Here is a 19,016-nt window from a genome sequence, read left to right on the forward strand (position 1 = left end):
GCCGGTGCCGGGCCCGTGGCGGGCCCGGTAAATCGGCGGTCGCGGCGTGTCACGCCTCCCATGATGGCACGGGGCCGCCCGACGCGTCGCGGCTCGCCAGCGGGACGACCGCGGCGTCCTCGTGCACCGGGCCGCCGGAGCGCCCCTCCCCCAGCCGGGAGGCGACGACGTGCACGGCGTCCACCTCCCACGCGGGTCCCCGGTACACGGCGAGGGCCTGTGCCCACGGCACCAGGGGCGACCCCTCCTGCTCCCGGCCGCGCGGGCGGCGCGACCCGCCCCGTGCGCCGGCGACCTGCCGCCGCCCCTCGGCGGACCGCAGCGTCGCGCGCGCGACCGTGAGGTGCGGTCGGCCAGAAGCCCGGTCCGAGGCGGGCAGCCCCGCGACGCCGACGGCGGCGTCCTGCACGAGGTCCGCGACCCGGCGCAGGACGTCCACCGCCCCGGCCACGCCGACCCAGAGGGTCCGGCCCCCGAAAGAGCCGCTGCCGGTCAGGGACAGCTCGAACGGCGGCACGTCGGCGAGGGCGACGTGCAGGGCGTCGACATAACCGGGCACCGCGCCGTCGGGCACGTCGCCGTGGAAGGCGAGGGTCACGTGGCGCTGGTCGGGCGGGACCCACCGCAGACCGCGCCCGGGGTCGGCCACGGCGGCACCCCCCACGCCGGCGAGAGCGAGCTCCAGGTGAGCGCCCGCAGCGGCGGACAGGTACACGGCCGTGAACAGACGCATCCGCCCATGCTATTCACGGGCGCGGTGCACGGACGGGAGGCGTCCGGGGCGGTCGGCAGAGGGCTTCGACGACCGTCGCGGCAGACGCGGACCGGACCGCGCCGGCCCGCCCCGCGTCATCGCTGGGCGCGTCCGCTCGCGTACAGGCAGACGGTGGCGGCCGTGGCCAGGTTGAGCGACTCGGCGCGGCCTCGGATCGGCACACGCACGACGGCGTCGGCCAGGGCGCGGTCGGCCTCGGGCAGGCCCCACGCCTCGTTGCCGAAGACCCAGGCGGTCGAGCCCGACAGGTCGGGCCGGCCGTCGTCCGGCGCGGAGCCGGCCACGTCGAGAAGGTCGTCGAGGTCGTGCGGTCCCGCGCCGTCGGCGGCGAGGACGACGCAGCCCGCGCCGCGCACGGCGGCCACGACGTCGGCGAGCGGCAGCCCCGTCACGACGGGCAGGTGGAAGAGAGAGCCCGCGGTGGAGCGGACGACCTTCGGGTTGTGCAGGTCGACGCTCTCGCCGGCGAGCACCACGAGGTCGGCGCCGGCGGCGTCGGACGCGCGGATCACCGTGCCCGCGTTGCCCGGGTCGCGGACGTTCGCGAGCACCGAGACCAGCAAGGGCCGCCCGGCGATCCCCCGCAGCGCGTCGTCGAGCGCGAGCGCGCGGGACCGGACGACGGCGAGGACGCCCTGGGCGTCCGGGCTCATCGCCTCCAGCACCTCGCCGGTGCCGAGATGGACTCGGAGCCCGGCCTCGAGCGCGGCGTCGACGATCTCGACGTAGCGCTCGGCGGCGGCTTGCGTGAGGTACAGGTCCCGGACGTCGGCGGCCGCGTGCCGCACGGCCTCGCGCACGCCCTGCGGCCCCTCGACGAGGAACTGCCCGTGCCGGGAACGCGCAGGACGCCCGGACAGCGCCCTGACCTGCTTGACCCGGTCCGCTCGCGGGTTGGCGAGCGTCACGTCGGGGATGCGGGGCATCGACAGGTCAGGGGTGTCCGGGCGTCCGGGTGCTGAGCGGTGGCTCAGGCGGCCTTCGGCGCGTTGACGTCAGCCGGCAGCGCGTCCTTGGCGACCTGGACGATCGCGTTGAACGCCGCCACGTCGTTGACCGCGAGCTCGGCGAGCATGCGACGGTCGACCTCGACACCAGCGGCCTTGAGGCCCTGGATGAGGCGGTTGTAGGTCAGCCCCTGCGCGCGGGACGCAGCGTTGATGCGCTGGATCCACAGCTTGCGGAAGTCGCCCTTCTTCGCCTTGCGGTCGCGGTACGAGTAGACGAGGGAGTGGGTGACCTGCTCCTTCGCCTTCCGGTACAGGCGCGAACGCTGGCCGCGGTAGCCGCTGGCGCGCTCGAGGGTCGTACGGCGCTTCTTGTGGGCGTTGACCGCCCGCTTCACGCGTGCCACGTGATGCTCCTTGCAGTGTCGGGTCCGGAAGTGCTGCCGGCGGCCGCGTGCGACGAGTTCATCGTCGACGGCGCGATCCGCCCGGGCGGGTCACTTGCCGAGCAGCTTCTTGATGGTCTTGGTGTCGGCGGCCGAGACCACCTGGTCCTGAGCCAGACGACGGGTGCGGCGGCTGGACTTGTGCTCCAGGTAGTGACGAGCGTTGGTCTGCTCACGCATGAGCTTGCCGCTGCCGGTGACCTTGAAGCGCTTCTTGGCGCCGGAGTGCGTCTTGTTCTTCGGCATGACTGCCGTATCTCCTCGTGTCGGTCATCCGCCCGGGTGGGCGGGTGACGTGTGCGGACCGGGGCCGGCAGGCCGACCCGGTGCCTAGATGGTCAGTAGCGTCAGCGTCCCGGGCGGGGGCTGGGCTTCGGCCGAGGTGCCGCAGGCCGCGGGGCCGCCGGCTTGGCGGCACCCGCCGAGGCGGGCTTGGGCGCGGCAGGCCGGGGGGCGGGCGCCGGGGCGCTCGCCTTCTTCTCGGCTGCCGGCTTCTTCTCCGCCGTCGGCTTCTTCTCGGCCGCCGGCTTGGGCGTGGCCGCACGCTTCGGCTCGGCGACGGGCTCGTCGACCGGCTTCGGCTCGGGCTCGGGGGTGGGCTCGGGCTCGGGGGTCGGCTCGGGCTCCGGCGCAGGAGTCGGCTCGCTCGCCGTGGCGACCGAGGACTCCTCGACGGCCGGCGTCCGGGGCGCTTCCGACGCGACCGGCTCGACGGTCTCCGCGGGCGCTGCGGGCTCGGTGTCGACCGGCGAGTCGACCGGCGCGACGTCGCCCTCGGCGCGCGCACGCGCCTCGGCCTTGACCTCCGACTTGGTCTTGCGCTGCGCGTTGATCTCGGTGGACCGCTTGCGCTGCTCGACCTTGGCGTCGGCCTTCTTCTTCACCGGGCCGAGCACCATGGTCATGTTGCGCCCGTCCTGCTTCGGCATCGACTCGACGAAGCCGAGCTCGGCGACGTCCTCCGCCAGCCGCTGCAGGAGGCGCACGCCCATCTCAGGGCGGGACTGCTCACGACCACGGAACATGATCATGACCTTGACCTTGTCCCCCGCCTCGAGGAAGCGGACGACGTGGCCCTTCTTGGTGCCGTAGTCGTGCGGGTCGATCTTCAGGCGGAACCGGATCTCCTTGAGGACCGTGTTCGCCTGGTTGCGCCGCGCCTCGCGCGCCTTCATGTCCGACTCGTACTTGAACTTGCCGAAGTCCATGAGCTTGGCGACGGGCGGACGGGCGTCCGGGGCCACCTCGACGAGGTCGAGGTCGGCGTCCTGGGCAAGCTTCAGGGCGACTCCCGTGGCGACCACGCCGACCTGCTCCCCGCCCGGGCCGATGAGTCGGACCTCGGGGACGCGGATCCGATCGTTGATGCGAGGCTCGCTGATGGTGATGCTCCTAGGAACTCGTCGGTAGACCGTCAGGGACGGGAAAGGCCCCCGACCTGAGCACAGGTGGAGGCCATCTACCGACGCCGGGGCGCGAGCGCTCCGACGACCGAGGCGGGTGCCCACGAGGAGCCCCCGACCGGGACCCGGCCCCTGTCGGCGCCGGGGCGCTCGGTCGGTGCTCGGGTGGGATGAGATCCACTTGATGCACCTGGACCCGACGACGACGCTCGCTCGGAGCGTCGTACGCACGGACCAGGTCGGTCAGCCATTAAGGCTAGCACGCGTTCGCCTCGACGTCGGTCGCTGTGACGAGCGCCTCCCGGCCAGCACCCGGCCACCACCTGCCGCCCCTGCGCCGCTCGACGTCGGCCCGGCCCGGGACCGCCCGGACCGCCCCATGGGCTTTACTGGAATCGTTCCAGAAAGTGTGGCAGGGTCGGCGCCATGACCACGGCGAGGACGGACGACCTGCTGCTCCGGGAGCACGGCCTGCGCGTCACCGGCTCCCGGCTCGCCGTCCTCCGTGCGCTCTCGGAGCACCAGCACGCCACCGCGGACGACGTCGTGCGCGCGGTGCGGGCCGATCTCGGCTCGGTGTCCGTGCAGGCCGTCTACGACTGCCTGCACGCGCTCACGTCGGCCGGGCTCCTGCGTCGCATGGAACCTGCCGGGCACCCCGCCCGGTACGAGCGGCGCACGGGCGACAACCACCACCACGTGGTGTGCCGCTCGTGCGGCGCCGTCGCGGACGTCGACTGCACGGTGGGGCACGCGCCCTGCCTGACGCCGAGCGCGACCAGCGGCTTCGCCGTCGACCTCGCCGAGGTCACCTTCTGGGGCCTGTGCCCCGCCTGCGCTGCCGACCCCGTCCCGGCAGCCGCGACCAGCACCACCATCTGAACCGGAAACCCCCTGAGAGAGGACGTCATCACATGACGACGCCGTTCACGACGACGCAGACCGGCACCCCGGTGGCGAGCGACGCGCACTCGCTGACCGTGGGCGCGGACGGGCCCACCGTCCTGCACGACCGCTACCTGGTCGAGAAGCTCGCTTCGTTCAACCGGGAGCGCGTGCCCGAGCGCAACCCCCACGCCAAGGGCGGCGGCGCCTTCGGCGAGCTCGTCGTCACGGAGGACGTGTCGCGCTTCACCCGCGCCGCGGTCTTCCAGAAGGGCGCGACGAGCGAGACGCTCCTGCGCTTCTCGTCCGTCGCGGGCGAGCAGGGCTCCCCCGACACCTGGCGCGACGTCCGTGGCTTCGCGCTGCGCTTCTACACGACCGAGGGCAACCTCGACATCGTCGGCAACAACACGCCGGTCTTCTTCCTGCGTGACGCGATGAAGTTCCCGGACTTCATCCACTCCCAGAAGCGGCTCGGCGGCTCCGGCCTGCGGAACGCCGACATGCAGTGGGACTTCTGGACCCTCTCCCCCGAGACGGCCCACCAGGTCACCTACGTCATGGGCGACCGCGGCCTGTCGAAGTCCTGGCGCCACCTGAACGGCTACGGCTCGCACACCTACCAGTGGGTCAACGCCGAGGGCGAGCGCTTCTGGGTGAAGTACCACTTCATCAGCCAGCAGGGTGTCGAGAACATCGGCGCCGAGGACGCCGAGCGCATCGCCGGCGAGGACGCGGACTACTACCGCCGCGACCTGTACGAGGCCATCGAGCGCGGCGAGTTCCCCTCGTGGGACGTCAACGTCCAGGTGATGCCCTACGAGGACGCCAAGTCCTACCGGTTCAACCCGTTCGACATGACCAAGGTGTGGCCGCACGCGGACTACCCGCTCATCAAGGTCGGCACGTTCACCCTGAACCGCAACCCGCGGAACTTCTTCGCGGAGATCGAGCAGGCCGCGTTCTCGCCGGGCAACCAGGTGCCCGGCACCGGCATCTCGCCGGACAAGATGCTGATGGCCCGCGTGTTCGCCTACAACGACGCGCACCGCCACCGCATCGGCGCGAACTTCAACCAGCTGCCGGTCAACCAGCCGCACGCCGCCTCCGTGTCGAACTACATGCACGAGGGCCCGATGCAGTACCACTTCAACGGACCCGAGCACCGCGTCTACACCCCGAACTCGTTCGGTGCCGTGGGCGGCCCGTCGGCCGACCCGGAGCGCGGCGTCGAGTCCGCCTGGGAGTCGGACGGCGCGCTGCTGCGCTCCGCCCAGACGCTGCACGCGGAGGACTCCGACTTCGGCCAGGCCGGGACGCTCTACCGCGAGGTGTTCGACGACGCCGCCAAGGCGCGATTCCTCGAGACCCTCACCGGCCAGGGCCTCGCGATCACGATCGACGTGATCCGCGAGCGGTTCTACGAGTACTGGACCAACGTCGACGCCGAGCTGGGCGCCAAGCTGCGCGCCGAGGTCGAGGCCGGGCGCACGCCCCGGCCAGTCGCCGTCGGCTCCGGTCCCGACGTGGAGCCGGTCGGCATCTGACCGACGCACCACGCGCACGCCGAGGCCGGGTCCCGTCGGGGCCCGGCCTCGGCCGTCGTCACCCACCCGCCCCGATGCGAAGATGGACCCCATGAGCACCACCCCCGACGCGACCCCCTCCCCCGACGCCGTCCCGGCCACGACCGTGGAGGACGACGCGACGCGCGACATCGCCGACGTCCCCGCCGTCCAGGTCATCACGACCGCCGCCGTGCACCTCATGAGCGCGGCCGCCGTGAAGTGCGGCCTGGCCGAGGACGCCGAGGCGCAGGACCACCTCGACCTCGACGAGGCGCGCAAGCTGATCACCGCGCTCGCCGCACTGGTCACGGCGAGCGCCCCCGACGTCGGCAACCAGCACGCCCGCTCCCTGCGGGACGGGCTGCGCACCCTGCAGCTGGCGTTCCGGGAGGCGTCCGTCGTCCCCGACGCTCCCGGCGAGGGCCCGGGCGAGAAGTACACGGGTTCCGTCGTCTGACATGTCCACGCCGTCCGCCTGGCCGCCGCCGCCGGACCCGCCGCCGGGCCCGGCGGTACCGCCCGGTGCCGGCGCCGGGGCAGCCCGGCGCCACGACGAGCATCACGACCGGCGCACGACGGTGGTCGTCGTCCTGGCCGTGCTGCTCGCGCTCGCGCTCGGCCTGGGCGCGTACCTGTGGGTCACCACGACGCGCTGGCAGGAGCACAGCGCGGCATGGGAGCACGAGGCCCGTGGCTACGCCGACCGGGTCGCGGACCTCGACGCCCAGCTGCACGCCACCGACGCCGAGCTCGTCGCCGCCCGCGAGCAGCTCGCGACCGCGACCTCCCGCATCACGGACCTGGCGAACGAGAAGGCCCAGCTCGGCGACGAGAACGTCGCCTCGCAGCAGTACCTCGACTACCAGAAGCGGGTGAGCGAGGCCGCGGGCGTCGTGACCACGGCCCTCGGCGACTGCGTGGACGCGCAGGCCCGGCTCATCACCTCCCTCGAGGACCGGGACGCGTACGACGCGAAGGACCTCGACCGGTTCGCCGCCGACGTCGGCACGCTGTGCCGGCAGGCGTCGAAGGCGAGCGACCAGCTCAAGCAGGAGCTCGATCAGTGAGGCGACCGGGCGCACCGCGGGCGTCCGGCGCCGCCCGCACGGCGTCCGTCGCGCTCCTCGCGACCGCTCTCGCCGGCTGCGGTGTCCTGCCGTCGGTGCCCGGTCCCGTCCCGGAGGACGTCGTCCCCACGGGCGGGACGGCCTCCGCGCCACCCTCGCTGGACCCGCGCGGGGCGCAGGCGCTGTCCCCCGACGGCTTCGACACCGTGCAGCGGATGGCGGTGCGCATCCGCAACGTCGGGTGCGACGGCCTGTCCACCGGATCAGGGTTCGCCGTGGACGAGCACACCCTGATCACCAACCGGCACGTCGTGGCGGACTCCGAGTCGCTCGAGGTCAGCACGTACGACGGTCGAGACCTCGAGGTCGCCGCCGCCGGCAGCGCGTCCCTGGCCGACCTCGCACTGGTACGCACCGCGGACCCGCTGCCCAGCCACCCGACGCTCGCCCGTGCCGACCCCGAGCCGGGCGACGCCGTGACCGTGGTGGGCTACCCCGAGGGCGGACGGCTCACCGTCACGGCGGGCGAGGTGATCGGGCCGACCACCGACCCTCTGCACGAGAACCTGGGCGAGGTGCTGCTCACGGACGCGCCGGTCGAGCCCGGCTCGTCCGGGTCCGCGGCCCTCGACGCGGACGGCCGCGTCATCGGCGTGGTCTACGCGAAGACCTCCGACGACCGGTCGCTGCTGGTGCCCGTCTCCACGCTGGAGCGGGTGCTCGACGATGCCGACGGGTTCCAGCCGCTCCCACCCTGTGACCAGCCGACCGCGCAGCCGAGCGAGCAGCCGACCGAGCAGCCGACCGAGGAGACCCCGCCCCCGTCCCGGTAGCGGCGGTCAGCGCGCGGCGCCGACCCGGAGCTCCAGGGAGTCGACGCGCGAGGAGATCACGCTCGAGGCGCCGAGCCGGGCGTTCACCTGCGCGAGGACCCGGTCCAGCCCGGCACGGTCCAGGCCCGGGTCCAGGGCCAGCACCACGGCCACCTCGGCGCGGCGGCCCCGCTCGGCATGGGCCCGCACGACGTGCTGCACGGGGGCGGCGGCGTCGGCGACCGCTGTCGCGACCTCCGCCTCCACCTCGACCGCGCCGCCAGGGCCCTCGACGAGCGCAGGACGCCACTCCTCGCCCTGGGCCAGCGCCCACACCGCGGGGCGGGGCACGAGGGCGGTGGCGGGCCCGGCGGGGTCCACCACGAGCAGCGACCAGTCCTCGCTGACGGCGGACAGCGCCGCACGCGCGGCCTCGACCGGCACCGGACGGGCGTCGGCACGCCAGGCCCGCATCGACTCGACGGACGTGAAGACGGGCAGCGCGCGGCGGCCGTCGGGAGCCTCGATCGCCACGACGCCCGCGGCGGCCTCCTTGTCGACGTGCAGCTCCTGCGTGCCGGACGGGCCCTCGTGCTCGACGACGTCGGCCACGGCGAGCTCGGCGAGGACGGGGACGAGCACCCGGGTGGCCGCGAGGCGGCGCACGACCTCCTGCAGCGCGCCGGCACCGTCGGCGTGGGCCCGCAGCAGACGCGCGAGCTCCGGGTCGGCGGTGCCGTCGTCGCCCGCGAACTGCGACGTGGGCTGGATGGACTTCAGGTGGCCGGGGAGCGCGCGGCCGTCGCCGCCGTCCTGCGGTCCGGCGGCGGGGCCGGTCACGGCCGACCCGCCACGTCGAGCGCCTCGGGAAGCGTGAACGCCCCGGCGTACAGCGCCTTGCCCACGACGGCGCCCTCGACGCCGTCCGGCACGAGGGCGCGCAGCGCCTCGAGGTCGGCGAGCGACGAGATGCCGCCCGACGCGACCACCTTCGCGGGCGTGCGCGAGGCGACCTCCCGCAGCAGCTCGACGTTCGGGCCGCGCAGCGTGCCGTCCTTGGTCACGTCCGTGACGACGTATCGCGCGCACCCGGCGTCGTCGAGGCGGGCGAGAACCTCCCACAGGTCGCCGCCCTCCTGGGTCCAGCCACGGGCGGCGAGGGTGGTGCCGCGCACGTCCAGGCCCACCGCGACCGCGTCGCCGTGCTCGGCGATGACGCGGGCGGTCCACTCCGGGTCCTCGAGGGCGGCGGTGCCGATGTTGACGCGACGCGCGCCCGTGGCCAGGGCGCGCTCGAGCGACGCGTCGTCACGGATACCGCCCGACAGCTCGACCTGGACGTCCAGCTCGGCCACGACCTGCGCGAGCAGCTCGGCGTTCGACCCGCGTCCGAAGGCGGCGTCCAGGTCCACGAGATGGATCCACTCGGCGCCGCCCGCCTGCCAGTCGCGGGCGGCGGCCAGGGGGTCGCCGTAGGACGTCTCGGAGCCGGCCTCTCCCTGCACGAGGCGGACGGCCTGGCCGTCGGCGACGTCGACGGCGGGCAGCAGCACGAGGCGTTCGGTCATGGGGTGTCTCTCCAGCTCTTCGGTGCGTGGTGGGTGGTCCGGCGGGGTGTCAGAGCGAGCGGACCCAGTTCTCCAGCAGGGTCGCGCCCGCGTCGCCGGACTTCTCGGGGTGGAACTGCGTGGCGGACAGCGGTCCGCTCTCGACGGCCGCGACGAACCGTGCCTCGGAGCCGGGAGCGCCGTGCCGCGCCCAGGTGACCAGCGGGGGCGTGTACCGCGGGTCGGCCTCGCCGTCGTGCCCCTGGGTGAACTCCTGTGCCGCGTAGGAGTGCACGAAGTAGAACCGCTCGTGCTCCACCCCCGCGAAGAGGCGAGAGCCCTCGGGCACCTCGACCGGCGACCAGCCCATGTGCGGCACCACCGGCGCGTCGATGCGCTCGACCACGCCCGGCCACTCGCCCAGCCCCTCGGCCCGCTCCCCGTGCTCCACCCCCGCGTCGAACATGACCTGCATGCCGACGCAGATGCCGAGCACGGGCCGGCCTCCGGCGAGACGGCGGTCGACCACCTGGTCGCCGCGGACGGCCCGCAGCCCGGCCATGCAGGCGGCGAAGGCGCCCACCCCGGGCACGACGAGGCCGTCGGCCTCGGTGGCACGCGTCAGGTCGGCGGTGAGCTCGACGTCGGCGCCGACCCGTTCGAGCGCGCGCACGGCCGACCGGACGTTGCCGAACCCGTAGTCGAGCACCACGACCCGGCGTCGCCCGTCGGCACGTGCCACCGCGGGCGCAGGGTTGAGGTCCGCCGCGGCACCCCCGTGCGGCAGCAGCGGCGCGATGCCCGCGGCCGTCTGCGCGGCCGCGAGATCGGGCCGTCGCTCCCCCTGACCGGCGGGGTCCGGCGTCGTGCCCGGCGTCGTGCCCGGCGTCGTCTCCGGCATGTGACTCCCTACTGCTGCTTCTTGCGAGCCTTGCGCGCGGCGCCCGTGAGCATCCGCATCGCCTTGAACCGGCCGATGCTCGCCGACGGCACGACGCCGGGCAGGTCGGCCACGGTGAGCTGCCCCGTGACGAGGTCCTCGAGAGCCTCCGGCGCGCCGCCCAGCACCAGGCCGGGCGGGAGCTCGCCCTCTGCCGCGCCGTCCGCGTAGCGCACGCACGTGAGCTGCTCGCCCCGCCGGGTCACGAGGACGAGAGGCACCCCGGCGACGAGCTTCGAGATCGACGCGGCGGCGCGGGCCGGGGTGTCGCCGCCGGTGTCGCGCAGGACGGCGAGGGCGCCCACCGGCGTGGGCGCGGCGTCGACGTCGAGCTCCGCGAGCGCACAGGCGGCCGCCAACGGCTCCGCGCCGGCGATCTGCGTGATGAGGACCGCCAGCTCGGGGTCGGCGGACGCGCCGTCGAGCCCGGACAGGTCGTCGGGGACCTCGAAGCCCTCGGGCAGCTCGTCCGGCACGTCCTGGTGCTGGTCGCGATCGGTGGTCATGCGGCTACAGCGCACCCTTCGTGGACGGGACGCCCTCGACGCGGGGGTCGGGGGCGACGGCGGCGCGCAGCGCACGGGCCAGCGCCTTGAACTGGGCTTCGACGATGTGGTGCGGGTCGCGACCGGCGAGGACCCGTACGTGCAGGCAGATGCCCGCGTGGTGCGCGAGCGACTCGAGCACGTGGCGCGTGAGGGATCCGGTGAAGTGGCCGCCGATGAGGTGGTACTCCTGCCCCTCCGGCTCGCCGGAGTGCACGAGGTACGGGCGGCCGGACACGTCGACGACCGCCAGCGCGAGCGCTTCGTCCAGGGGCACCGTGGCGTCACCGAAGCGCGAGATCCCGCGCTTGTCGCCGAGCGCCTCGCGCAGGGCCTCCCCCAGGACGATCGCGACGTCCTCGACGGTGTGGTGCGCGTCGATGTGGGTGTCTCCCGTGGCACGCACCGTCAGGTCGATCAGGGAGTGCTTGCCGAGCGCCGTGAGCATGTGGTCGTAGAACGGCACGGTGGTCGAGATCTCCGTGCGCCCGGTGCCGTCGAGGTCCAGCTCGACGACGACGCTCGACTCGCTCGTCGTGCGCTCCACGCGGGCCGTGCGGTGCTGCATCAGTCCTCCTTCTCGGGCGCGTCGGCGCCGGTGACGACCTCGGTGAGGGCGGCCCGGAAGGCCGCGTTCTCCGCGGGTGTGCCCACCGAGACCCGCAGCCAGCCCTCCGGGCCGGTCTCCCGGATCAGGACGCCGCGGTCGAGCAGGCGCTGCCAGACGGCGTGCCGGTCGTCGAACGTCCCGAACAGCACGAAGTTCGCGTCGGAGTCGGCCACCCGCAGGGGGCGGCCGTCGACGCGCTGCGCCCGCAGCCAGGCCACGAGGTCGTCGCGCTCGTCGCGCAGGCCGCGCACCTGGGCGCGCAGCTCGTCGTGGTGCGCCAGGGCGCCGCGCGCGGCCGCCTGGGTCACCGCGGACAGGTGGTACGGCAGCCGCACGACGCGGAGGGCGTCGACGAGCTCCCGCGACGCGGCCAGGTAGCCGAGCCGCAGGCCCGCCGCGGCGAAGGCCTTCGACATCGTGCGCGTGACGGCGAGGTGCGGGTGCCCGGCGAGCAGCTCCAGCGCGGACGGGGTGCCGGGGCGCCGGAACTCGGCGTAGGCCTCGTCCACCACGACGACCGCGCCGGCACGCCGCCCGGCGTGCTCGGGCGCGTCGGGCACCTCGACGCGGGCCGCGGCGGCCAGGACCGCCTCCACGGTCGCGAGCGGGAGCGCGGTGCCGGTCGGGTTGTTCGGGCTGGCCAGCAGCACCACCGACGGCCGGACCTCCTCGATCGTCGCGACCGCGTGGTCGACGTCGAGCGTGAAGTCCGTCTCACGACGACCGGTCACCCAGCGGGTATGGGTGTCCCTGGCGTACTCGGGGTACATGGAATAGGTGGGCGCGAACGACACCGCCGTGCGTCCGGGGCCGCCGAACGCCTGCAGCAGGTGCAGCATGACCTCGTTGGAGCCGTTGGCGGCCCAGACCTGCTCGGGCGCGACGCGCACCCCGGACTCGAGCGCCAGATAGTCGGCCAGGTCCCCGCGCAGGGCGGCGAAGTCGCGGTCCGGGTAGCGGTTGAGCCCCCGTGCCGCGTCGGCGACGTACCGGGCGATCGTGGCGACGACGGCCTCCGACGGCGCGTACGGGTTCTCGTTGACGTTGAGCAGCACGGGGACGTCGAGCTGCGGGGCGCCGTACGGCACCTCGTCGGCGAGCTCCGGGCGCAACGGCAGCCGCGCGCCGTCGACCCCGCCCGCGGGCGCCGGGGCGGACAGAGGGGTGGTCACACGGGCAGTCTACGGAACCGCCAGGACGTCGGGGCCCGCCGTCCGCCCCTCGGCCGTCGGGCTGCGCCGCCGCCCGGGCTCGCACACTCGGCGCCCGGCAGCGCTCCGGATCCAGCGCTTGTGAACGACTTCACATGCATCGAACGGCTTGACCCTGCGGCTTGTGACAGGCTTCACAAGCATTGGGAGAGCAGCGGCACCCCTTTCCTGCCTACCGTCGAAGGAGCAACAGCACGCCGGGGGGTCCGACCCGAGGGCCCCGTTGAAGGGAGTCTGAGATGAGCACCATGCAAGCCGCGGTCGTCCGCTCGTTCGGCGAGCCGCTCTCCGTCGAGGACCGGCAGGTCCCCACCCCTGGACCCCACGAGGCCCTCGTCAAGGTCGACTACACCGGCGTGTGCCACACCGACCTGCACGCCGCGCACGGCGACTGGCCGGTGCAGCCGACCCCGCCCTTCGTCCCCGGCCACGAGGGGGTCGGCCACGTCGTGGCAGTGGGCGACCAGGTGACGCGGCTCGCCGTCGGCGACACCGTCGGCAACGCGTGGCTCTGGAGCGCCTGCGGCGAGTGCGAGTACTGCGAGACCGGCTGGGAGACCCTCTGCCCGAACCAGAAGAACGGCGGCTACTCGGTCGACGGCTCCTTCGGCCAGTACATGCTCGTGGACTCGCGGTACGCGCCGATCATCCCCGACGGCGTCGACCTGTCGGCGGTCGGGCCGATCCTCTGTGCCGGAGTGACCGTCTACAAGGGCCTCAAGGTCACCGACACCCAGCCGGGCGAGTGGGTGCTCGTCTCCGGCATCGGCGGGCTCGGCCACATCGCCGTCCAGTACGCGGTCGCGATGGGCCGCCGCGTCGCCGCGGTCGACGTCGACGAGACGAAGCTCGCCCTGGCGCGCAAGCACGGTGCCGAGGTCACGGTCAACGCGGCGACGTCGGCCGACGCGGCCGCGGAGCTGCGGGAGGGGACGGGCGGAGGCGTCCACGGCGCCCTCGTGACGGCGGTGAACGCGCACGCGTTCCCCCAGGCCGTGGGGGCTCTCCGCCGTGGCGGCACCGTCTCGCTCGTGGGGCTGCCCCCGGAGAAGTTCCCGCTGGACATCTTCACCACGGTCCTGTTCGGCCTCACCGTGCGAGGCTCGATCGTCGGGACGCGCAAGGACATGGCCGAGGCGCTGGACTTCTTCGCCCGTGGCAAGGTCGCGCCGACCTACTCCGTGCGCCCCCTCGGCGACATCAACGCGATCTTCGACGAGATGATCGCGGGCACCATCGACGGCAGGGTGGTCATGGACATGCGGGGCTGACCGGCACTGCCTCCGCGGGCCGACCGGGCCGGACGACACCGCCGGGCCCGGTCGCCCGCCACCTCATGCCAGGACGACCTCGTGCCAGGACGACCTCACGCCAGGACGACGTCGGACCCCGAGACCTCGACCTGGATCGCGGGCAGCGGCTCAGGAGCAGGGCCGCCCAGGACCGCGGCGTCGGTGAGCGCGTAGCGCGACTGGTGGCAGGGGCACAGGAGCTCCCCGTCACCCGGCGCGACGGTGCACCCGGCGTGCGTGCAGATCGCGCTGAAGGCGTGCACCTCCCCCTGCGTCGGCTGGGTGACGAGCACGTCCTGGCCGCCCACCTTCGCGGACACGGCGCCACCCACCGGCACGTCCGCGAGCGCGACGACGACGGTCCCCGCCCCGGCCGCGCTCGCGGACGCCGCGGCCTCTTCCGGGGTCGGCTTCTGCTCGACGCAGGCGGCGAGCACGCCCGCGCCGGCGACGGCGCCCGCCACCGCCCCGGTGCCGCGCAGCACCTGCCGACGTGTGGGCCCGCAGGCACAACGCTGCGCCGTCAGCGGAGCCCCGGGTGCAGTGCTGCCGGGCGTCTCGGCGGCGGGGCTCACGGGCGCCTCGGGCGTCGCGGACGTCGTGGTCGGGGTGCTGGGCATCGAGCCTCCGAGGGGTGTGGTCCAGGGGGCCCGTCAACATGCGCGTCCGCTCCGGAGACGGCGGGCCCGAGGAGTGGGAGCATCATCATCATGGACTCCACGCCCAGCGCAGTGCCACCGCGGCCACGGGCCGGGGGACCGCCCGGCCGCCCCTTCGCGCGGGTGTGGCGCGCCGTGGCCGCCGCGGGAGCCCTGGTGTCCGCCGTGATCCACGTGCTGCTGTACCTCGACGGCTACGACACGATCGCCGTCGTCGGCCCTCTCTTCCTGCTCAACGCCGTGGCCGGCGTCGTGCTCGCCGCGGCGCTGGTGATCTGGCGGCACTGGCTGCCCCTGGTCGGCGGGATCGGGTTCGGCGGCCTCACCCTGCTCGCGTTCGTCCTCTCGACGACGGTCGGGTTCTACGGCGTCAACGAGACGTTCGCCGGGACCAACGAGCTCCTCGCGGCGGCCTCCGAGGTGGTCACGGTCGTCGGGTCGGCGGTCGCGCTCCTGCGGGAGTACGTGCGCTGACCGCGCTCCAGGACGAGCCGCCGCGCGGGCTGTGGAGAGCTGCCGTCGCCCGTCGGCGGCGCACCCTACGATCGGGAGGGTGAGCCACCCCGACGACCCGTACGCCGACCTCGTGTTCGCCCCCTCGGACGACGACGCCCCGCCGCCGGACGACCTGGCTCCGGAGCCGGAACCCGCTCCCCCGGCGCGCCCGTCCGTCCCAGCGCCGGCGCCGGCGCCGGCGCCGGTCCCGGCCGCCGGCCCTCAGGACGGACCGCCCGGCACCGACCCCGCCAAGCGCGCGAAGCTCGCGATGCTCCGCGGGCTGCTCGACAGCGCGGGCGAGGGCGGGGGCACGCTGCGGGAGCAGGCGGAGGAGTCCCTCCGTGCGCTGGTCGGCCGCGAGGACGCCACCTTGCGCGACGACCAGTGGCGCGCGATCGAGGCCCTGGTCGCCTTCCGGAGGCGCGCGCTCGTGGTGCAGCGCACCGGGTGGGGCAAGTCGGCGGTGTACTTCGTCGCCACGTCGTTGCTGCGCTCCCGCGGGGCCGGACCGACCGTCATCGTCTCGCCGCTCCTGGCCCTCATGCGCGACCAGATCGCGGCTGCCGCCCGGGCCGGGATCCGTGCCGTGACGATCAACTCGTCGAACGTCACGGAGTGGGACCAGGTCCACGCCTCGATCGCCGCGGGCGAGGTGGACGTGCTGCTCTGCTCCCCCGAGCGCCTCAACAACCCGGCGTTCCGCGACGAGGTCCTCCCCCGGCTGGCGGCCGACGCGGGACTCGTCGTGATCGACGAGGCGCACTGCATCTCGGACTGGGGTCACGACTTCCGCCCGGACTACCGGCGCATCCGCACCCTGCTCGCCGACCTGCCGCCCGGCATCCCGGTGCTCGCGACCACCGCCACGGCCAACGCACGCGTGACGTCCGACGTCGCGGAGCAGCTCGCGGTGCGTGGCGGGCAGCTCGAGGCCGAGGCGGGCGCCGAGGCGCGCACCACGGACGACGTGCTGGTGCTGCGCGGCGGGCTGGACCGGGAGTCGCTGCACCTCGCCGTCCTGGAGCTGCCGGACCAGCCCACGCGCGTCGCCTGGCTCGTCGAGGCCCTGCAGGACGTGGACGGGTCGGGGATCGTGTACTGCCTCACCGTGTCGGCCGCCGAGCAGGTCGCCGAGCAGCTGCGCGGGGCCGGGCTCGCGGTCGCCGCCTACACCGGACGCACCGACCCGACGCAGCGGGAGCAGCTGGAGCAGGACCTCAAGGAGAACCGGGTCAAGGCCCTCGTCGCCACGTCGGCCCTCGGCATGGGCTTCGACAAGCCCGACCTCGCCTTCGTCGTCCACCTCGGTGCCCCGTCGTCGCCCATCGCGTACTACCAGCAGGTCGGCCGCGCGGGACGTGGCGTCGACGACGCCGTCGTGGTGCTGCTGCCCGGGCAGGAGGACCGCGCCATCTGGGACTGGTTCGGGTCCCAGGCGTTCCCCGCGGAGGCACAGGTCCGCACCACCCTGGGGGCGCTCTCGGCGTCGGACGGCGCGCAGAGCACCGCCGCGCTGGAGACCCAGGTCGACCTCAAGCGCTCGCGCCTGGAGACGATGCTCAAGGTGCTCGACGTCGACGGCGCCGTGCGCCGGGTCCAGGGCGGCTGGGTCGCCACGGGCACGCCGTGGGCGTACGACGCCGAGAGGTACGCCCGGGTGGAGGCCACGCGCCAGGCGGAGCAGCAGGCGATGGTCGACTACGTCGCGACCACCGGGTGCCGCATGGCGTACCTGCGGGCCCAGCTGGACGACCCGGAGCTGGCCGCGGGGTGGACGTGCGGCCGCTGCGACCGGTGTGACGGTGTCTCCCTGCCCGCCGTCCCGGACGCCGAGGCCGTCGCCGCGGCGCGTGCCGACATGGACCGGCCGGGTGTCGAGGTCGGCCCCCGCGCGATGTGGCCGTCGGGCCTCGCCGCGCTCGGGCTCGACCTCAAGGGCAAGATCGCGCCCGACGAGCGCGCCGAGACGGGGCGCGCCGTCGCCCGCCTCGACGGCCTGGGCTGGTCCGGACCGCTGCGCGACCTCTTCGCGACCGGCGCCCCCGACGGCGAGGTGCCGGTGCCCCTGCGGCACGCCGCGGCTCGCGTGCTGGACGACTGGGACGCCGTCCGCGCGGCCGGCGCGGCCGGAGAGGGCGTAGAGGGCGTAGAGGGCGTAGAGGGCGACGGCGAGACCGCCGCCGCAGGCGCGCGCCGCACGCTGGTCGAGGGGGTAGTGGCCGTGCGCTCGACCACCCGACCGCAGCTGACCTACCACCTGGCGTCCGGACTCGCCGCCTACCTCGGCGTCCCCCTCATCGGCTCCGTCGGCCCTGCGGCAGGCGCAGAGCAGCCGGCTCGGCACGACGTGAACTCCGCGATGCGGCTCGCCGGGGTGGCCCGGCGGCTCCGGCTCGAGCTCAACGACGCGACCCTGCGCGGCCTGCCCGGCCGTTCGGTGCTGCTCGTCGACGACTGGACGGAGTCCGGGTGGACGCTCACGGTGTCCGCACGGCTCCTGCGGCAGGCCGGCGCGTCCGCCGTGCACCCGTTCGTCCTCGGCGTGCGCTGACGCGCGCTGACTGCACCGACGTGCGCTGAGGACGTCGGGGCAGGTCAGACCGCCCCCGACCTGATCGAGGCGGACCTGCGGACCGCCCCGGACCCGCTCCGGGCCAGCACCAGGGGGCAGGACCCGCCGGCCGCTCCGCATGTTTCCGGGATTGTTCGCCTGGAGCACGAAACCGTAACGATCCGAGCCGCTCGGCCCAGATGTGTCGGAGGCCACTCTGGACGGCGGTAATGTCACGGCACCGCGACCGTTCCTGAAGAAAGCCCCTCCGACTTTGACCCGATATCTGCTGCGCCGCACCACGGGCTGGTTGCTCATGGTCGTAGCCGTCACGAATCTCACGTACTTCCTCGCCTGGGCCTACCTCGACCCCCGGAGCAACTACGTCGGGAGGCGGCCCCCTCTCAGCGAGGAGCAGATCCACAACCTGCTCGAGCCGCGCAACCTGGACGACCAGACGCCGCTGCTCGTGAGGTGGTGGAACTGGTTCAGCGGCATCCTCTTCCACTGGGACTGGGGAGTCAGCCCCACCGGGCAGTCGGTCAACGAGCAGGTCTCCTACCGCATGTGGGTCTCCGCGGAGCTGATGCTCGGCGCGACGATCCTGCTGACGCTCATCGGCATCGCGCTGGGCGTCTACAGCGCCTCCCGCCAGTACCGCGTCGGAGACCGGATCGCGCAGGGCACGTCCATCATCACGATGAACATCCCGATCGTGGTCGCGGCGCTCGGGCTCGTGCTGCTCGCGATCGCCTTCAACGGCGCCGTGGGCACGACGGTCTTCTACGTCACCGGCTCGTCGAGCCCGGGGGTGAGCGGCTTCTTCCCCACCCTGCTCGACACCGTCCAGCACCTCACGCTGCCCACCATCGCGCTGATCATCGTGGGGTACGCGCAGTACCACTTCCTGCAGCGCTCCCTGCTGCTCGACAACATCAAGTCCGACTACGTGCGCATGGCGCGGGCCAAGGGCCTGACCAAGCAGCAGGCGATCCGCAAGCACGCCCTGCGCACGTCGCTGATCCCCGTCACGACGCAGGTCGCGTTCTCGATCCCCGGCATCTTCACGGGCGCCGTGCTGACCGAGTCGATCTTCGCCTGGAAGGGCATGGGGCAGTACTTCATCGAGACGATCTCGAAGAACGACATCAACGGTGTGGTCGCGGTCGCGGCGTTCGGCGCGGTCATGACCGCGGTGGGCGCGATCCTCGCGGACATCGCGGTCGTCGTCCTCGATCCCCGAGTGCGGGTGAGCTGACA

At 73.9% G+C, this 19,016-nt stretch carries 21 protein-coding genes; 9 read left to right on the forward strand and 12 right to left on the reverse strand.

All coding sequences use genetic code 11. The features are described from left to right. Nucleotides 1-49: 49 nt before the first annotated feature. The 5 genes from ACWGKI_RS06035 to infC all read right to left on the reverse strand — a co-directional run bounded on the left by ACWGKI_RS06035 (nt 50) and on the right by infC (nt 3,616). Nucleotides 50-733, reverse strand: a complete 684-nt coding sequence (locus ACWGKI_RS06035; RefSeq protein ID WP_452185499.1) for a 2'-5' RNA ligase family protein — start codon at nt 731-733, stop codon at nt 50-52. Nucleotides 734-849: 116 nt separating this feature from the next. Further along, the gene (locus ACWGKI_RS06040; RefSeq protein WP_452185501.1) at nt 850-1,701 is read right to left on the reverse strand and encodes a TrmH family RNA methyltransferase; all 852 of its coding nucleotides are present in this window, start codon (nt 1,699-1,701) and stop codon (nt 850-852) included. 44 nt (nt 1,702-1,745) lie between these two features. After that, a complete protein-coding gene (gene rplT, locus ACWGKI_RS06045) occupies nt 1,746-2,129 on the reverse strand; it encodes a 50S ribosomal protein L20 (RefSeq protein WP_380245182.1) in 384 nt (127 codons plus the stop codon). Between the two features lie 90 nt (nt 2,130-2,219). Then, entirely contained in the window at nt 2,220-2,414 is a 195-nt protein-coding gene (gene rpmI / locus ACWGKI_RS06050) for a 50S ribosomal protein L35 (RefSeq protein WP_380245181.1), read from the reverse strand. Between the two features lie 101 nt (nt 2,415-2,515). After that, nucleotides 2,516-3,616: a translation initiation factor IF-3 gene (gene infC / locus ACWGKI_RS06055; protein WP_452185570.1), complete on the reverse strand. Its 1,101-nt coding sequence runs from the start codon at nt 3,614-3,616 to the stop codon at nt 2,516-2,518. Between the two features lie 381 nt (nt 3,617-3,997). Between infC and ACWGKI_RS06060 the strand changes: the two genes are divergently transcribed. The 5 genes from ACWGKI_RS06060 to ACWGKI_RS06080 all read left to right on the forward strand — a co-directional run bounded on the left by ACWGKI_RS06060 (nt 3,998) and on the right by ACWGKI_RS06080 (nt 7,924). Then, nucleotides 3,998-4,453 carry a Fur family transcriptional regulator gene (locus tag ACWGKI_RS06060; protein ID WP_452185503.1) on the forward strand — a complete coding sequence of 152 codons (456 nt, stop codon included), beginning with the start codon at nt 3,998-4,000 and terminating at the stop codon, nt 4,451-4,453. A gap of 32 nt (nt 4,454-4,485) precedes the next feature. Then, a complete protein-coding gene (locus ACWGKI_RS06065) occupies nt 4,486-6,003 on the forward strand; it encodes a catalase (RefSeq protein WP_380245560.1) in 1,518 nt (505 codons plus the stop codon). Between the two features lie 91 nt (nt 6,004-6,094). Beyond that, on the forward strand, nt 6,095-6,481 hold the full coding sequence (locus ACWGKI_RS06070; protein ID WP_380241775.1) for a DUF1844 domain-containing protein: 387 nt from the start codon (nt 6,095-6,097) through the stop codon (nt 6,479-6,481). Nucleotide 6,482: 1 nt separating this feature from the next. Continuing rightward, entirely contained in the window at nt 6,483-7,091 is a 609-nt protein-coding gene (locus tag ACWGKI_RS06075) for a hypothetical protein (RefSeq protein WP_380241773.1), read from the forward strand. Next, the gene (locus tag ACWGKI_RS06080; RefSeq protein WP_452185506.1) at nt 7,088-7,924 is read left to right on the forward strand and encodes a S1C family serine protease; all 837 of its coding nucleotides are present in this window, start codon (nt 7,088-7,090) and stop codon (nt 7,922-7,924) included. The genes ACWGKI_RS06075 and ACWGKI_RS06080 overlap by 4 nt, the downstream gene beginning before the upstream one ends. Before the next feature lie 6 nt (nt 7,925-7,930). On the opposite strand, the gene ACWGKI_RS06085 is transcribed toward ACWGKI_RS06080, so the two are convergent. The 6 genes from ACWGKI_RS06085 to ACWGKI_RS06110 form a co-directional block, all read right to left on the reverse strand. Beyond that, the gene (locus tag ACWGKI_RS06085) at nt 7,931-8,743 is read right to left on the reverse strand and encodes an SseB family protein (protein ID WP_452185508.1); all 813 of its coding nucleotides are present in this window, start codon (nt 8,741-8,743) and stop codon (nt 7,931-7,933) included. Continuing rightward, entirely contained in the window at nt 8,740-9,471 is a 732-nt protein-coding gene (gene priA, locus ACWGKI_RS06090) for a bifunctional 1-(5-phosphoribosyl)-5-((5-phosphoribosylamino)methylideneamino)imidazole-4-carboxamide isomerase/phosphoribosylanthranilate isomerase PriA (RefSeq protein ID WP_452185510.1), read from the reverse strand. The genes ACWGKI_RS06085 and priA overlap by 4 nt, the downstream gene beginning before the upstream one ends. A 49-nt stretch (nt 9,472-9,520) precedes the next feature. Next, nucleotides 9,521-10,192 (reverse strand): imidazole glycerol phosphate synthase subunit HisH, encoded by a 672-nt coding sequence (gene hisH, locus ACWGKI_RS06095; RefSeq protein ID WP_452185572.1) that lies wholly within the window; start codon nt 10,190-10,192, stop codon nt 9,521-9,523. 167 nt (nt 10,193-10,359) lie between these two features. Continuing rightward, nucleotides 10,360-10,896 (reverse strand): hypothetical protein, encoded by a 537-nt coding sequence (locus ACWGKI_RS06100; RefSeq protein WP_452185512.1) that lies wholly within the window; start codon nt 10,894-10,896, stop codon nt 10,360-10,362. 4 nt (nt 10,897-10,900) lie between these two features. Further along, the gene (gene hisB / locus ACWGKI_RS06105; RefSeq protein ID WP_380241765.1) at nt 10,901-11,503 is read right to left on the reverse strand and encodes an imidazoleglycerol-phosphate dehydratase HisB; all 603 of its coding nucleotides are present in this window, start codon (nt 11,501-11,503) and stop codon (nt 10,901-10,903) included. Further along, nucleotides 11,503-12,717, reverse strand: a complete 1,215-nt coding sequence (locus ACWGKI_RS06110; protein ID WP_380241763.1) for a histidinol-phosphate transaminase — start codon at nt 12,715-12,717, stop codon at nt 11,503-11,505. The genes hisB and ACWGKI_RS06110 overlap by 1 nt, the downstream gene beginning before the upstream one ends. 278 nt (nt 12,718-12,995) lie before the next feature. Between ACWGKI_RS06110 and adhP the strand changes: the two genes are divergently transcribed. Then, nucleotides 12,996-14,027 carry an alcohol dehydrogenase AdhP gene (gene adhP, locus ACWGKI_RS06115; protein ID WP_380241761.1) on the forward strand — a complete coding sequence of 344 codons (1,032 nt, stop codon included), beginning with the start codon at nt 12,996-12,998 and terminating at the stop codon, nt 14,025-14,027. Nucleotides 14,028-14,122: 95 nt separating this feature from the next. Here adhP and ACWGKI_RS06120 read toward each other — a convergent pair whose 3' ends face one another. Beyond that, nucleotides 14,123-14,668 (reverse strand): Rieske (2Fe-2S) protein, encoded by a 546-nt coding sequence (locus ACWGKI_RS06120; protein ID WP_452185515.1) that lies wholly within the window; start codon nt 14,666-14,668, stop codon nt 14,123-14,125. A 90-nt stretch (nt 14,669-14,758) separates the two neighbouring features. Between ACWGKI_RS06120 and ACWGKI_RS06125 the strand changes: the two genes are divergently transcribed. The 3 genes from ACWGKI_RS06125 (at nt 14,759) to ACWGKI_RS06135 (ending at nt 19,014) form a co-directional block, all read left to right on the forward strand. Beyond that, the gene (locus tag ACWGKI_RS06125) at nt 14,759-15,181 is read left to right on the forward strand and encodes a hypothetical protein (RefSeq protein WP_452185516.1); all 423 of its coding nucleotides are present in this window, start codon (nt 14,759-14,761) and stop codon (nt 15,179-15,181) included. 292 nt (nt 15,182-15,473) lie between these two features. After that, on the forward strand, nt 15,474-17,756 hold the full coding sequence (locus tag ACWGKI_RS06130; RefSeq protein WP_452185574.1) for a RecQ family ATP-dependent DNA helicase: 2,283 nt from the start codon (nt 15,474-15,476) through the stop codon (nt 17,754-17,756). A gap of 274 nt (nt 17,757-18,030) precedes the next feature. Beyond that, nucleotides 18,031-19,014, forward strand: a complete 984-nt coding sequence (locus ACWGKI_RS06135) for an ABC transporter permease (protein ID WP_380241754.1) — start codon at nt 18,031-18,033, stop codon at nt 19,012-19,014. The last annotated feature ends 2 nt before the right edge of the window (nt 19,015-19,016 follow it).

The organism is Isoptericola sp. NPDC055881, assembly GCF_053615895.1.